At 40.6% G+C, this 15,403-nt stretch carries 17 protein-coding genes and 1 pseudogene; 14 read left to right on the top strand and 4 right to left on the bottom strand.

The genetic code is table 11. The annotated features are described in order from the left end of the window. The first annotated feature begins 255 nt into the window (after positions 1-255). The 3 genes and pseudogenes from M1D71_RS07040 to M1D71_RS07050 all read left to right on the top strand — a co-directional run bounded on the left by M1D71_RS07040 (position 256) and on the right by M1D71_RS07050 (position 3,461). A complete protein-coding gene (locus tag M1D71_RS07040; protein WP_458125831.1) occupies positions 256-1,752 on the top strand; it encodes a serine hydrolase domain-containing protein in 1,497 nt (498 codons plus the stop codon). A 112-nt stretch (positions 1,753-1,864) separates the two neighbouring features. Beyond that, positions 1,865-2,140, top strand: a pseudogene (locus M1D71_RS07045) (transposase); the annotation flags it as partial. A 403-nt stretch (positions 2,141-2,543) separates the two neighbouring features. Next, positions 2,544-3,461, top strand: a complete 918-nt coding sequence (locus M1D71_RS07050) for an NAD(P)-dependent alcohol dehydrogenase (protein ID WP_458125832.1) — start codon at positions 2,544-2,546, stop codon at positions 3,459-3,461. Between the two features lie 148 nt (positions 3,462-3,609). Here the strand turns inward: M1D71_RS07050 and M1D71_RS07055 are convergent, their stop codons facing one another. Beyond that, positions 3,610-3,777 carry a hypothetical protein gene (locus tag M1D71_RS07055; protein WP_458125833.1) on the bottom strand — a complete coding sequence of 56 codons (168 nt, stop codon included), beginning with the start codon at positions 3,775-3,777 and terminating at the stop codon, positions 3,610-3,612. A gap of 149 nt (positions 3,778-3,926) precedes the next feature. On the opposite strand from M1D71_RS07055, the gene M1D71_RS07060 reads away from it, so the two are divergent. After that, positions 3,927-4,256 (top strand): DUF3024 domain-containing protein, encoded by a 330-nt coding sequence (locus M1D71_RS07060; protein ID WP_458125834.1) that lies wholly within the window; start codon positions 3,927-3,929, stop codon positions 4,254-4,256. Between the two features lie 26 nt (positions 4,257-4,282). Beyond that, the gene (locus tag M1D71_RS07065; RefSeq protein WP_458125835.1) at positions 4,283-5,041 is read left to right on the top strand and encodes a DUF3885 domain-containing protein; all 759 of its coding nucleotides are present in this window, start codon (positions 4,283-4,285) and stop codon (positions 5,039-5,041) included. Between the two features lie 526 nt (positions 5,042-5,567). Here M1D71_RS07065 and M1D71_RS07070 read toward each other — a convergent pair. Continuing rightward, complete coding sequence (locus M1D71_RS07070; protein WP_458125836.1) at positions 5,568-6,173, bottom strand: hypothetical protein; 606 nt, start codon at positions 6,171-6,173, stop codon at positions 5,568-5,570. A 333-nt stretch (positions 6,174-6,506) separates the two neighbouring features. On the opposite strand from M1D71_RS07070, the gene M1D71_RS07075 reads away from it, so the two are divergent. The 7 genes from M1D71_RS07075 to M1D71_RS07105 all read left to right on the top strand — a co-directional run bounded on the left by M1D71_RS07075 (position 6,507) and on the right by M1D71_RS07105 (position 12,860). Next, complete coding sequence (locus M1D71_RS07075) at positions 6,507-7,232, top strand: hypothetical protein (RefSeq protein WP_458125837.1); 726 nt, start codon at positions 6,507-6,509, stop codon at positions 7,230-7,232. A gap of 193 nt (positions 7,233-7,425) precedes the next feature. Continuing rightward, positions 7,426-7,944 (top strand): hypothetical protein, encoded by a 519-nt coding sequence (locus M1D71_RS07080; RefSeq protein ID WP_458125838.1) that lies wholly within the window; start codon positions 7,426-7,428, stop codon positions 7,942-7,944. A 280-nt stretch (positions 7,945-8,224) separates the two neighbouring features. Beyond that, complete coding sequence (locus M1D71_RS07085) at positions 8,225-8,809, top strand: chloramphenicol phosphotransferase CPT family protein (RefSeq protein ID WP_458125839.1); 585 nt, start codon at positions 8,225-8,227, stop codon at positions 8,807-8,809. Positions 8,810-8,859: 50 nt separating this feature from the next. Next, on the top strand, positions 8,860-9,138 hold the full coding sequence (locus M1D71_RS07090; protein WP_458125840.1) for a hypothetical protein: 279 nt from the start codon (positions 8,860-8,862) through the stop codon (positions 9,136-9,138). 136 nt (positions 9,139-9,274) lie between these two features. Continuing rightward, positions 9,275-10,315: an ABC transporter substrate-binding protein gene (locus tag M1D71_RS07095; protein WP_458125841.1), complete on the top strand. Its 1,041-nt coding sequence runs from the start codon at positions 9,275-9,277 to the stop codon at positions 10,313-10,315. 1 nt (position 10,316) lies between these two features. After that, positions 10,317-11,093: a (2Fe-2S)-binding protein gene (locus tag M1D71_RS07100; RefSeq protein ID WP_458125842.1), complete on the top strand. Its 777-nt coding sequence runs from the start codon at positions 10,317-10,319 to the stop codon at positions 11,091-11,093. Positions 11,094-11,138: 45 nt separating this feature from the next. Then, on the top strand, positions 11,139-12,860 hold the full coding sequence (locus M1D71_RS07105) for a helix-turn-helix domain-containing protein (protein ID WP_458125843.1): 1,722 nt from the start codon (positions 11,139-11,141) through the stop codon (positions 12,858-12,860). Positions 12,861-13,103: 243 nt separating this feature from the next. Here the strand turns inward: M1D71_RS07105 and M1D71_RS07110 are convergent, their stop codons facing one another. Continuing rightward, positions 13,104-13,547 (bottom strand): hypothetical protein, encoded by a 444-nt coding sequence (locus tag M1D71_RS07110; protein ID WP_458125844.1) that lies wholly within the window; start codon positions 13,545-13,547, stop codon positions 13,104-13,106. Positions 13,548-13,633: 86 nt separating this feature from the next. Continuing rightward, positions 13,634-14,467, bottom strand: coding sequence for a hypothetical protein (locus M1D71_RS07115; RefSeq protein ID WP_458125845.1), 834 nt, complete (start codon positions 14,465-14,467; stop codon positions 13,634-13,636). A 285-nt stretch (positions 14,468-14,752) separates the two neighbouring features. On the opposite strand from M1D71_RS07115, the gene M1D71_RS07120 reads away from it, so the two are divergent. Then, on the top strand, positions 14,753-15,010 hold the full coding sequence (locus M1D71_RS07120; RefSeq protein WP_062833241.1) for a hypothetical protein: 258 nt from the start codon (positions 14,753-14,755) through the stop codon (positions 15,008-15,010). Next, entirely contained in the window at positions 15,000-15,371 is a 372-nt protein-coding gene (locus tag M1D71_RS07125; RefSeq protein WP_458125846.1) for a retroviral-like aspartic protease family protein, read from the top strand. The genes M1D71_RS07120 and M1D71_RS07125 overlap by 11 nt, the downstream gene beginning before the upstream one ends. Positions 15,372-15,403 lie beyond the last annotated feature (32 nt).

Genomic DNA, 15,403 nt, shown 5'->3' on the forward strand with positions numbered 1-15,403 from the left:
TGAATGAGATTCAGGGTAGTGGCAACAGCAGATAACAGAATATTCAAGCAGCGGCTCCTTTGGAGTCTGGTCTGCGAGGTGGATTTCGAAGAAGCATTTCAGCAGACAATCCCTTTGGGGTTCATTGAATACAGGCTTTTAGAACTATGTTTTTCTAATCCTTAACGGCACAAAGTAGGTTTTATGGTGGTGATTAATTATGTAGTTTGGTTCATTATTATTTTTTTAGAAGACTTACAAATAGGGAGAGCCACTATGAAGAAAATACTAAGTAAAACAGGCACATCAACAGTATGTGTCATCCTACTTATCGCAATTATTACTACTATAGCGTGTTGGGATGAACTTGGGAGTTTGATAAGGACGGGGAATTATGATAATACGGAACATATGGTGAAAACCATAATGGCCAAATCAGCGACTCCAGGGGTAGCTATAGTAGTATCAGAGCAGGGCAAGACAAAATATATGAATTACGGATATGCAGATGTTAATAATAAGAAGAGGGTAACTGAAGAGTCATTATTTGAGTTGGGATCGACTACAAAGGCATTTACGGCTTTGGGCGTTATTTTATTAGAGAATGAGGGCTACTTTTCTCTTTCAGATTCTATTTCAGACTATATTCCATCGTTTGAGCCAACCATTAAGGGTGAGAAAGCTAATATTACGATTCATCAGTTGCTAGCTCATACAAGTGGAATTCCACCGTGGAGTATTCGGTTAATTCCTGAAGGTACCACGGAGGATATGCTTGAAAAAACGATACATAATGTGTCAGATATTGTATTAGATACGTATCCTGGGACAGCATATAATTATGCTACAGTTAATTATGATATTTTAGCGATGATTATTGAAAAAGTTACAGGCATGCGTTATCAGGATTACATGACTGAAAACATACTGGTTCCTTTAGGAATGACTGATAGTTATTTTTCAACCGGTCAGGAAAAGGAAGCTGATAAACTTACCAAAGGATATCGTGTATTTTTTGGAAGAAGCTTAGAATATGATGCCCCTAGATATTATGGGAATATAGCTGCAGGATATTTGGTAACGAATTCAAAAGATTTGGAACGCTGGATTAATGCCCAAATGGGGATAGGCGATATACCAGATAATTTATTGAAAGCGATAGAACAATCTCATCAAGTCGACATCAAAACGGCGGGATACGAAGATGAAGATCATTACTATTCATTCGGATGGAGTATTGATACGAAAAATAGAGTTGCTAGTCATAATGGATCTAATCCTAATTACTCCTCACAGGTTCTTATTGATTTAGAAAAGCAGCAGGCCATATTTGTTCTGGCTAATTTGAATTCAACTGCACCATCGCTAATTACTAATAATATTTATGAGGATATGAATGGAAATCGTATGAATAAATTTAATTATGATGACGTGTATCTATTAATTGATTTGGTATTTTCATTCTTAGTAATAATAGCCGTCGTTATCTTATGTGTCCAAGCAATTAAACTCGTTAGAAGAATAAAACTCAATATTATAGATGAAAAGTTAAGGTTCAGAAAAATGATAGGAAGTAGTATCGCACTAATCTTAAGCATTATGCTTTTGGTGTTGGTAATGATCTTCCCTTATCTACTAGACAATAATTATTTAATGATAAGGGTGTGGATGTCGTATTCAATATTTATTTGGATGGGGCTTACTTCTATCAATTGTATTTTATCGATAATAATTAATATTAAAATAATCGGAATTATTAGAAGTATTTTATAAGACGGATTGTAATATGAAGTGCGACACCTACTGTAAATAAAAAATGGCTCATAGCCTGATTCGTGTAGAATGAAAGTTACCACACCAGCATTCACACAAGGAGAATCAGTCCATGAGTTATTCACATCTTAGCATAATCGAACGCAGCAAGCTAGAAATCCTCCACAGACAAGGCAAAAGCTCAAGAGCCATTGCAAAAGAGCTGGGAAGGCACTCATCCACGATTTGCCGTGAACTAGATCGTGTTAATTCATCGCATCCCTATCAGGCAGAACATGCTCAGAACGCTTATGAGGAGCGTCGTAAAGCCTCTGTCTCTCCAGGTAAATGGTCAGACAGCTTGGCTGCTTCACTGGAGGAAAAGCTGGAGGCAACGTGGTCTCCGGAAGGAAAGGATCATAAGGCTACCCAATTAGTAATGGCTAAAATTACTGGAAATTTTAAACGCGGCAATGAGAAAGAAACATGAGTAATATATTGAAGGGAACTCAGGAAGGCTTTGACATTACTTAACAGCATATTCACGCTTTGATCCAGTAGGCTCTTGGTCCAGCATTCAAAGACTCATCACATTTCTGTGATCTCAATGGATATGATGATGTGAACAACATTTGGAAGATGAACGGAATATTAGAATAGCACTAAAAGCAAGCCCTGAAGCATATTTATTGATGTCACATCAATCCCAAACATGGTCCAACCAATTCGAACGTTAAATGAGGCTCAACGGTATGGCTGCTGATGTATAAACAATGATCGAACCAGGCAGAGAAACACTAAGGAGGGTTCATATGAAAGCTGTGATTTGCACCAATTACGGACCGCCAGAAGTGCTACAGATGAAAGAGATGGAAAAGCCTAAACCGAAAGACCATGAGGTTTTAATTAAAGTTTTTGCAGCCACTGCACATATTGGCGATACCCGTATTCGAAGAGCTGATCCATTCTTGGTGAGACTGGTATTCGGCATGCTCAAGCCCAGGAAAAATTTAATACTTGGCCTGGAAATATCCGGTGTGATTGAGTCGGTAGGGAAAAACGTACAATCCTTTAAGGAAGGAGACAAGGTCTTTGGGCTTACAGGATTTAGTGGAGGTTATGCCGAATACATTTGTTTACCTGAAAAAGTGAAAAACGGAACCGGTGAAAAAAAAGGAATGGTTGCAATAAAGCCCGACCATTTATCCTACGAAGAAGCTGCGGTCGTTCCATCGGGAGCACTTACAGCTTTGAAAAATTTGCAAAAAGCAAAAATCAAGCCAGGTCAGAAAATATTGATCAATGGAGCATCCGGCAGCCTAGGGACGTATGCGATTCAACTTGCGAAATACTATGGGGCAGAAGTCACAGCGGTGTGCAGTAAAAGTAATTTTGGATTGGTAGAATCTATAGGAGCGGATAAAGTAATCGATTATACCGAAGAAGACTTTACACAATCAGAAACGAAATACGATATCGTTTATGATGCCGTAATAAAAGCCAAACCCTCACAATGCCAAAAAATCCTAACACCCAATGGTGTTTTTCTAAACAACAGTCGACTTCCGAAAATGGAAGAAGCCGATTTACTCTTTCTCAAAGAGTTGATCGAGGAAAACAAACTAAAACCGATCATCGATCGAACCTATGCTTTGGATGAAATTGTGGAGGCCCACCGATATGTGGATACCGGGCGTAAGAAAGGCAATGTGGCAATAACGATCAGATAGAATGAAGGATGTATATAGAAATGCAGTTTTACGCTGAGGCCATGTTTTAGGGAAAAAGGTGCTTGAAGATCGGCTGCGGAAACGGTCAATCCCTGCGGTACCACAGGGAGCGTAAAGCCGCTTCCATGTAAATGCAGCGGCTCTGGGGCTAGCTTGCATGGCCAATTGGCGACATGCAGCAGAGAGAAGCGCTACGACTATGCGGTCGTGGCGCTTTTATTGCATGCATCACGGCGTAGTCCACCGTAATGCTGCTGGAATGATGAGCACCGCGGTTATTAAAACGCGGTGCAACCCCATGAGGTGCTGCACCCATTGGACGCAGCACCTCATCCTGACGCGGCTTGCCATTGTATAAGCCGAGCTCCGTTTTATCTTTTACATCACTAAAAGCATCATTTAGGTCTGAGAAAACATCGTGATATAATTAAACCGAAACCGATTAGGACAGGAGAGCTAGAGAATATGGATGATTTTACTAAGAAGCGGATTCAAAAGATTATGGATAATTACACCCAAAATGCAGTACCCGAGCACGTGAAAAGCCAGATGAAGATTAGTTATAAAATCAGAGGAAATCATGTGACGTTGATTGAAGAAAGACAAGCCTTTCGAAGCGAGCAATGGGTACAGATGCCGGTAGCACAGTTCAGATTGGATGAGAAGGCATGGAAAATCTATTGGCAGGACAGTAAGGGCAGATGGCATTTCATTGATGATATTGAACCGAATGAAGATTTTGAAACACAGCTCAAGATCGTTGACGAAGGTCATAACGGAATGTTCTGGAATTAATTTTTTCGGAAAAAAGAGTTGGAGAGTTGAGTAAGATAATTAACATTAAAGATATGAATGTCAAACCGGAAACCATTGAAGAGACGGATTCATTCTTTAGTTGGCATTCATCTTTAAGAGAATTTGGAGGCCACAGAATGGACCTGAAGACATACCTGGCAGAGAATTTTCCAAACCTGACATTAGAAAAACCGCCTCTTTTCTATGATTGGGATGTTGCAATACGATTCGAACTTGGCAATCCTCTGATGTTTGGGATAACTACGGAGCATTACATGGAACGAGTTTATCATCGATCGCTTGATTTATTTAAGGCTCTCCATGGTCAAGAAGATGAGGTCCTATTAATAACTCAAGCTTATTTTGCAGATAAGCCTAAACACAAAGTGAAGAAGTTGAACCTGTATAGTAAATATATCAAGAAGAAAGAGCCGATTAGAGCCTTGAGACTTGAGATACTTTCAGGTTTGGATTGTGAACCGGATGAAATCCCAGACCCAAGGAACAACATGTATAGGTACTGGACTAAATGTAGAGTTGAGGACCTGAAATATAATCAGTTAATCAAAGCTATATGTAATCATGATGTTGGAATAAAGCCAATGATTTATCATAGGGTGTATTTCATTAATATAAGTAAGAAAACGATATTTCATATCTATGATGATAGAGGTTGCGATGTTATTTCAGCATCAAGAGAAGAGCTAATGGATATTTATAAAGAATTTAATGATTGGATTTTAGATTATGATCGAGACAGAATTAACAATGTATTTCTAGGATAATGCGGGAAAACCTGAAATTAAATTGATCATAATCCCTAATGGAATGGATGATCGATGATCCAAGAAAGTTGTTCAGTTTGAAGGAATATACTATAGCTTGTGAGCTTTATCGTGACGGACATTTGATTTCAATTTCTGGCTCAACAGGTGGAGGTTTGATAGAACTGGACGAAAAGCATTATTACTTCATTGGTTACGAGAATATGACTCAAATGAATCTGTTCTGAATCATACATCTAAACGTGGAGATTAAAGTAATACCTAATGATTTTAGACAAAAATCGATAACTTCATCCTTTGACGTAAGCCTTGATAAAGTCGTGCAATAGATTAAAGAGGGCAGCTATGTTCGGCAAGGTCACCGTTGTTTGTACTGCGCCATCTCCATTATTTCTAATTCCTCATTAGTCCTTCTAAAATTGTGCAAGCCTATCTTACTTGATTGTGCCAGTTGGATTCATCTCTAGTTTTGCTATTCTCAAGTGATTAAGACCTGTTAAAGGTGTGATTGTTGTATGGTGAAACCTTAATTCAAATGGTACTTCTCGATGACAGAGTCGTGGAAAGTTGAGTATTCTAATAACGCTTGTGCAGTGGAGGATGGAGGTACACTATATTGACTTATTCCTTCAAGGCTGAATTTGCCTAAATTCTCATTAATTAATCCATAATCACCAAAGGAGTTTTTCATTAAGAAAAGCACACTTGTATTATCCTTCTGTAGTTCTACATAGTCATCAACTGTATATTTGACGTCTCCTTCAAGGCTAACGGGTTCAATAATCGTCAATTGGTTCTGATCTGAAGGGAAATCGTCAGGCTTCTTCAATATCTTTTCAATTTGGATGTTCGTATTGGTGTGAAAGGATTGCATGGTTCCATCATCAAATGCAGTAATGACATGCTCTCGATCTCTGAAATCTTCTGTAGCATAGCCAATAACTATCAGTTCAGCAAATGCATCTAGCTTATCAATTTCATGAAATGTTAAGGAGTTGGCTGAAAGGTTGACGACTTTATGAATGGTTACGTCCGGTTTCGATTGACCATTTACGTAAGCGATTGTACCAACAGAGATAGCCAGTACGAATAATCCAGAGAGTAGCACTACCTTCTTTTTGAAATAAGACATGATCTCATCCTCTCCGTTATATTTAACTTCTTTCGAAAGAATCTTGCTGCATTTCTACATACACATATCTGAAAATTTTTGTAAATTAATTGTACAAGACTATTAACATTCAAACAATAAGACTAAGTTTAGATAAATATAGATAGTTTTGAATTTCAAGAATGAAAGAATGATTGAAGGCGGAGATGAGATTTTCACAGAAGTGAGGCAGCTCATGTCTGATAAAGCCCTGGATCAATTTTTACACCAATTAATATCATTACAAGAAACGAAACATCATGAGAGTATTATGAAGGAGTGGTAATCCGGTGAACAGAGGAGGAGATGGTACGAATGGATCAACAGGAATACGGACGCTATTTATTAGCGATGGGTGGAGAAGAATTCAAGCCAGCAGATGATGAGGAGGTTGAAGCAGACCATCTCTACGGATTTTTTCAGTGGTTTATGCCATCTGGAGCAGGCGTTGAACGTGTGTTTGAGCCGATTCCAGAGGGCCAGCGTTTCCTGGACAGAATACGTCCGATCTATGAGATGTTGAATCCGGAGGACTTCACTGGTGAATACGTGCCAGGTTATTTCAACGGTGGACATGAGGATGCTTCCGAGGGAACATTGCGTGGTCTGGTAGAGGAGCTAATTAGAAGATTGAAGAGCCTGTTTTCCATGGTGACAGAGGATGACGAAGTGGCAGACGTAGCAAATGAAGCATTACAAGATTTGGCATGTCTGACGGAGGTCATTGTATTACCGACAGGCGAAATTAACAAGCTGGAGCAAAGATTGATTCAAGGCACGGGTGAAGAAGATGGCGATGTCGTTTACGAAGCACTCGGAGAGCTCCTCAGTTCGCGCAGTGATTACGATGAAACCATCGAGCTATTGAGCGAAGCTTACTATTCCATCGCTTGCGATTATTGGATAGCTTACTACTTGCAATGGCCCCGCTATCAAGGTCTACAGGAGGCGGAAGACTGCCTGGATCCTTACTTTGAGCTATACCGTTATGGCTATAATCTTCATTGGACTCAAAATAAGCTCTTCATCGGCAGGCGATAAAGAGCATTGGGGTTAGAAACTAGCAGTCAAACAATCATTAATCAACAAGAGAACAAGGAAAAGAAGAAAGAAAGAGGAGTAGAATTGAACGGTTACTCTTGAAGCAGAACACCTGGGCTGACTTTGGTTAAACGGAGAGATTATAAGCGCTCCAGGGCATGTTGAATATTCTACCCAACAAGGAGTTATCGGTATGAAGATAGAACCTAATAAAGAGTTTGCTTGTAAGACGGGTATTATGCTCGATAGTAAATTAATCTGGTACAAACACTTTCATCCTTTTTGTGATGACATTATCCTTGAGTACACGAACCCGCCGTACTGGATCATAGAATTAGCCACGGTACGTTATCAAGGCAGCGCTATTGAAATCGTTAACAAATACATTCACTCAGAACCTTGTATTACTTACTACAATAGTAAACTTTTCGATCAATACATTGCTTGTTTGTACATAAAGTACGACAGAAGAGAAATATCCTGGGCCAGCTTTCTGTTGGAGTCTGGCCAGTATGCTGACAGTTGTGAAGCTGTGAAAGAGCCTTGTGAATACTTCTTTGAATTATTGAATGAATATGAAGCCGAAGAATTCAACATTGAGCTTGAGCATAAACAAAGAGAAGAGATACGGGGTAAGTTTCGGGGCGAAATTCATGAAATGCAGGAGCTCTCTATGATGTGTTTAGGGAGTATTTTAAACAATATATTATGAAGGAAAGAGAAGCATCAAAATAAAATTTGTATATGATTTCGTCGTTGAAAAAGTGATTCATCGGACACGTAATTTTGAACCAAAAGAAATAGAGGAGTAAAAATAACAGCTATAAGGGAAGGCCAAAGCATGATGGAAATGAGTTTGCTTCAGCGATTGAATGCGATACATTATGAGAAATCACTTGAAGGAACTTGAAAACATTGGATCAAATCAGTTGAAACTTTTTTGGTATGTAACCTGAAATGCAGCACTAATTTCATAGATAAGGGTGATGGATGTGGAACGAGGACTCATTATATTTTTGAACGGAACGTCAAGTTCGGGGAAGACTAGCATTGCGATGGAAATGAAAAATCAGGGAGACATTCCGTTTCATCATCTATCTGTAGATCAATTTCTGCATAATTATGATCAATTCATCGATACTACATATCCAGATATGAAGCCGACAAGAGAATTAGAAGCTCATGTGATGACAGATATCCTTTTTGATCCCATCCATTCATTGTACTGTGCAACCATTAAACTGTTTTCGGAGATGGGTTTGAATGTCATCGTGGATACGGTCATCAGCAATGACAAGTGGTTTAACGGTTTTTATGATTTGCTTTCGGATTATCCAATATTGTTTGTAGGTCTACACTGCTCGAAAGAAGAACTCACCAGAAGAGAGCAGATCAGAGGAGATCGCGCGATCGGACTCGCCCATTCCCAGTTCGACTACATATACTCCTATGATGAATATGATCTGGAAGTGAACACGGAGGAGCTTAGCTCAGCTGAATGTGCCGAGAAAATATTAAGTTATATGAAGTCCGATCAGGAATACTTGGCATTTAAGAAGTTAAGTAGAAGAGACTGAGACGGAAGAATGGCCTTTCTTTTTTTCACAGTTGAAATGGGGAGAACGCTATGAATCCAGAAGATCATATCCAACACATGTTAAAGGCAATCATTGAGAAAACAAAATCCATCATCAACGATACTGGTAAACAATCCTTCGGCTCTCTGGCGTATTTCTTGGAGCACATCGTAGAGTACCAGGTTGAACAGCAATACATGTCAAACGAGTGGCACATTCGTACACCGCGTTGGCTAGGTGAGTATGGAAATACGCCTGAGGAAGAAGAGCTTCTTTCAGACATTTACCAACTGCAAGCGTATATCGCTGAAAAATTAAAGGGCGGATAAGCGGCTTACGATGTCGCATTAGTCCGGATGAAATGTCGCAAAAGTACATGGTAACGTGATGCGGAGATCGTTTATACTCTCTTTATGTTTCGATAATGAAAATCATTATCAGTATTATACATAAGGGGGATTCATCATGAATCAAGGAACAAAGGGGCAAGCGGCCGGAAACAAGGCGTATGTTACCCACAAATCACGATTATTAATGGGCTTGATGATGGCCCTTATTCTTGTACTGACTGCTTGCGGTGCCGGAGCAGGTACAGATAGCGGTAATCAGCCTGCGGCAACGCCAACGGAAACGCCTTCGAATACAGAATCACAGACTGCCGGAGCTTTCCCTGTTACCATCACGCACATGAAGGGTGAGCTGACGCTAAACGAAAAGCCACAGAAAATTGCAGTGCTTGATGTTAAGTTTCTGGATCAGATGCTAGCGGTTGGCGAGAAGCCGGCAGGCAGTGTTATCGCTGAAGGCAACACCACATTTCCAGAATACTTAGGCGATCAGCTGGGGGACGTACAAGTTCTGGGTACACGGGACGAGCCTAATCTGGAAGCCATTGTAGCCTTGGACCCGGATCTGATTATCATGACAGACTTCCAGGAGAAACAGTATGAGAATGTAAGCAAAATTGCACCTACCCTGGTACTCGACTTCTACGAAGACTGGCGTGATACGTTAGCCACAGTCGCTAAGATTACAGACAATCAGGACGAGGCAGAGACGGTGCGTAAGGCTTATGAGGAGAAAGTCGCTGGACTGAAGGCACAGCTGTCAGAGAAGATGGGAGATGAAACGGTAGCGCTGATTCGTCCGCGTAAAGAAGGCATTCGTGTTCATGGTATCGAGCATCGCACAGGCGGCATTCTGTATCAGGATTTGGGCTTGAACATGCCTGCATTCGTTGAGGGAATCAAGGATGATACTTCCGTTGAAATCTCGATGGAGAAGGTTCCTGACATTGGGGCAGATCGTTATTTTGTGCTTTCGGATGAGCTGTTTGCGGCAGAGGCCGAGGCTATGGTGAGTAATCCAGTGTGGAAGTCCCTTGATGCTGTGAAAAATAACCGCACGTATGACGTAAACTCAACACTTTGGATTGCATACTATGGCCCTCTTGCTATTAATCTTATTGTAGATCAGGCATCGGAAGCCCTGCTCGGATCGAATTAATATGAACCCATATCTCTCGACAGACTTATGGAAAGAGACAGTGGAGGATCATTCGATCTTGCTCGGTGAGCCACCTGAACATAGTGTCCGTACCATTGCTCTAAGTGAGCTGCATGACGAAGCGGCATGCCGAGAGTATATCAGTTGGTTACAAGAGTACATCGATGCGCCTGACATGAAGGTAGCCGCTTCGATGTTAGCCAAGCGAATCGGTTATCTGTGGACGGCTCCGCTGGTGACCGCGATGACTTTTCATCATCAGCATGTTTCTTTTCAGCTGGAGAACAGCTTTCTCTATCATCCGGCGCTCTCAGATCATGAGGGCGGCACACGATTTCCTTTTCTAGCGGTGAATGGACTTCAGGCTGAAGGACTAACGGGAGACAGGGCATTGTGGCTGGAAAAGGTAGTCGAGGAGATGTTTGCGGTACAGCTTACACCCCTGTTAAAGGCACTTGCTGCAATTGCGCCTCTTTCGATGAGTATTCTCTGGGAGAATATCATGGTACGCATAGGCCCACTGTATACGCCTGATGAAGACGAGCCAGAGTGGGATAGTGAGCACATCCAGGCGGACTTTTCATATCTAACGCAAGTGGCGTCTGGGCAAGTGTTCGGTGTAAGAAAGAATCCGTTGACCCGATTTACCGAGTGTAAGGACAATGTTCCAGTCGCGAAAAGCGAGCGGATCACCTGTTGTTTTTATTATCAGATGTCAGGGGAATATTGCCGGAAATGTCCGAAAATTGACAATGAGAAAGAATCTCAACTAAAATGACAACAGCAACAATTTTACCTTTGCTATTGTCAGGAGATGAGAGAAATGCCGCTGCAAGAACAGACAAGTCTATGGAGTGATACGACGATCAAGATGCTTGACGGGGATAGCGGTACTTTGCAGACAGGCAGTGTTTTACACGAAACGGATTTAACTTCAAATGTGCTGCTGCTGGCATATGGAGGGGAAGGGGAGCTTGCAATGGATGGCGAGGGTTGCCACATTGGAGCTTCTTTTGCCTGTCATGTGGTGAAGGGATCATCCTTTACGCTGACGGCCAGATCAGACGAACTTTATTATATCGTAATCATGTACGAGGCTTCTTCCACGGAAGGAGCCTCCCATGTTATGCCCTCGTATCGCAAACATCCGCTGCAAAATTCGTTTATTCAGAACCCTGTGACTCAGGCAGAATGGATTCAGAATGCGGAAAAAATCATTGCCAAATGGCGTCGTGGTGAAGGACTGGAACGGTTTCATGCCCATGCGTTGCTCCAGATTATGATCTACGAACTGATCATGGAGTATGAACGAGGTCAAGGCGGGGCAGAGTCCGACATGGTGGATGTTGTTGTGTCCTATATATCATCGCATTATCGCCAGAATCTGGAGCTTAAAGAGCTGGCTTCCCTTGCCGGTTGCAGCGTAAGACAATTACAGCGACGATTCAAACAAGAGAAGCAGCTCGGACCGATGGAGTATGTCATCCAGCTACGGATGGAAAATGCATCGCGGATGCTGCATCATACGGATGCGTCCATTGGGGAAATTGCTGAAAAAATGGGCTACCGTGACATGTATTATTTCAGTAGGGCGTTTAAGAAATATTATGGCGTCCCTCCGCTGCGTTATCGGCTTGCTGCCGCTTCGGAAACCGATGCAAACTATGCTCAATCCTTGCTGCGGAATCGCATAGCTTCTTCGTACGAGTCGGACCAAGGCCCGGTGATATGCCATATGCGAGGAGAATATCCTGTCACTCGTTCTCCACAGCGTATCGCTGTACTTGATGTTCAATATGCCGATCATATGCTCGCACTTGGGTTAACTCCAGTAGGAAGTGTAGGATCGGGAAGTGCAGTGGTCAATTTCCCTCAATATATCCGAGCAGGACTCCAGTACACCGAATTACTAGGTACATATGAATACCCCGATCTGCCTGCGGTAGAACGACTTGCACCGGATCTAATTATTTGCACTGAGGTACATGAGCAGTATCTTGAACGGTTAAGTGGGGTTGCTCCAGTGATTATGTTCAAGCGTAATGAGAGCTGGCAGACTATACTGGGTCTTTTCGGTGAACTGACTGGCAAGCGGGCAGAGGCCAAACGTATACTTGCAGATTATCATCGACGTACTGCATTGCTGTCCGAAGAACTGGCTCCGGTACTGGCAGGTAAAAGTGTGGCACTGATTCGTCCGCTAGACTCTCTCGTTCGGGTTCACTCTGCCGCTCATCGTACAGGTGCTGTGCTATACCGTGATCTAGGTCTACCTGTGCCGTTATTTGTATCCGATACTGCCGACACGGCCTATCATATCTCGGTTGATAGATTACCAGCTGTTCAGGCCAGTTACTACTTTTTGCTGAGCAATGAACTTATGCAGGATGGGATATCGGCGACAGAGGAGCGTGTAAGGGGAATGCTTGATGGTGCTGAGGAACAGCAGGTACATTCGGTGGATGCTGCAATGTGGATTGGTTGTTACGGGCCGATGGGGATCAATGGGATTGTGGATGAGATTGAGCAGGCGTTGTTGGGGTGAGGGAATTGTTGGCGTTAGCCTGCTTGTAGCAGAGGTGATACGTTCTATTTTTTTAAAAAGTAGATATGTTCCAATGGTATCGGAAGGCCGTCGGATTTCTCATGGGATGAAGCCTAAGAATGTGCAAGAAAAAAGAATCGGCGAACCGATTCTTAAAAGTAATTTTCATTCTTACGGCGTAAAATAACAATTTTCACATGATAGCAAAATCTACGTCAATTTAACTGAGTAGCTAAGCTTATCTCAATCTTGCACTTCATGATAATTACCAGTCCATGGATCAAAAACGTATGAATTTACTTCTGAATTTTTTTCCACAGAAAACATATAACCTTTTTTAATTTCATTAAATTCATCTTCTATTAAAGTATTATTCTGCTTATTAACCACATAAGGTTCTTCTAAATTCTGAGTGACCTTATCTACCCCACTTTCATACGTGTATTGAGGAAGTGTGGTTATTGCATAAATTGGAATAAATATCAAAAAGAGTGTTTGTGAAAAAAATGCTATTTCTCTACGCTTTTTACTTAGTTGAACTTTTAAGAAATAACTCAACACTATGAAAAAGACTAACGCCCCAATAAAAGGAAACAGATTTAAAATATTATTGTAACGATATTGTAAAAAAATTAAAAAAGATATTTCTATCAGAGAAGCAATAATTATTAGTTTTCTATACATCATATCTCCTTTGAATAAGTAGTTGAAGTCAACATCAATGACATCAACTTATCTTAAATATATATTGAGTGGACTGTTTCGACATAGCCTTAGTTAAGAAGCCAAGCATTATAGGCTCCGATTATGCAAAGATCAGTATTACTTCTTCCTTCGCCTTCAACTCTAATTGGTACCCATTCAACTTTTCCGTTCTTTGTATTAATCACTTTAGCATCTACGATCGTTCGCTTACTGCGCAGTCCAATCTTCCCGTTAGATCTTACTTCCAAGTCTTGTGCAGCAAATCTTCCATAAACTTGACCAGTAATAGCTTTGGTGATCTTATCAGCAACAATAGTTGAGCCCAGCGCTACGAGAATAGCTACAACTATACCACCTGTGCCGACTGTGATAAGACCGATAATCACACCTACTATGACTGAAACTTTAGTTCCCTTATCATAATTAAGATTATGAGTTTCTCCAAAAGTGATTTTTTCTTGTTTATATAAATAACCCCATTGCTTCACATTTGGATTAGAATTGTATGCTGAATCTACAAACGTCCAATTACTAGCAGCATTAGTAGCAAAAGATTCTTTGTTACTAATCATCGGATCTGGAGCAATTTTTTCAATATAGTCACTTTCATTAGAATATTCTACTTTCCCATCATTATCAATTGTCATCATATCTCTTGTTTCTTTGTTTTTAATTGTTTGAGATTCTTTTTCGCCATTTACATAAGAAGTTACAATATATTCTTTGTCTGTTTCTTCAATTGAAACTTCCAATGTACTGCCATCCTCAGTAGGGATAACGTATGTACCCGATTCATTAGTTGTACTAGTAGTGTTACTAAATCCACTAGCCCCTGCTACTTGAACACTTAAAATACCAACAATTAGAAGACAAGACAACAATGATGTAAATAATTTTTTCATACGAACACTCCTTTTAATAATATATTTTTAAAATGTTTTCCATCCAATCATTTCCTGATATGATACATAATATCATTTAAGGCAAATAATTATCTTTTCACCATGAGTTGTTTTCAAAGAAAGTCCGACTTCCTTCCAAGCGAATTTGGTGTATAAATTAAGTAAAGATGTATCGCCTCCATCTTTGTCTCGAAGGAAATGTTATGAGGAACGATTTTTGAACTCAGATGTATATGTTAGAATGATAGAAAGTTTTAAAAATACGAATAACAGGGGGTTTAGCATATGAAATGGCAAGAGGTTAGAGAACTGTTTCCTGACCAATTTGTTCTGGTTTCTATCATTCATTATCATGAGGAAGATAACAAAAAAATCGTAGATGAAGTTGCACCAATTCGTACCGTATCAGAACAAGATGCGAATAAAGAGTTTTTTCGAGTAGAGCCTGGAAACGTTGTATATCATACGTCGAATCAAGACTTTGTGATTCATCTCCGTAAAGATCCATTAATGAGAGTGAGACGTAATACGAATGAAAATTAACTATGATGGACAGCTAATTACAACGTCACTTACCGTTACATTTAGAGGAAGAACACTGAAAATAGATGATGTCATTATAGACACTGGATCTTCACATACGATCATGAGTCCTGATGTTTTAGAGGAAATCGGCGTGACTTACGAAACAGGGGATTCAATTTTTGAAGCATACGGGATTGGAGGGAGTATTCCTTTCTACACTAAAATCATGGACAGGATTGTAATAGGCACAAACTGCATTGAGCATATAGAGATCGATGTAGGCATATTGCCTAAAGATCATAAAGGTCTTCTCGGCTTGGATATTCTGAAACAACAAAATTTTATTATTGACTTGAAGTTACTAGAGTTACGTAAGTGAATTTTGAAATAACGGCTATGGTGAAATTGACT

This window comes from Paenibacillus sp. Z3-2 (assembly GCF_054161325.1).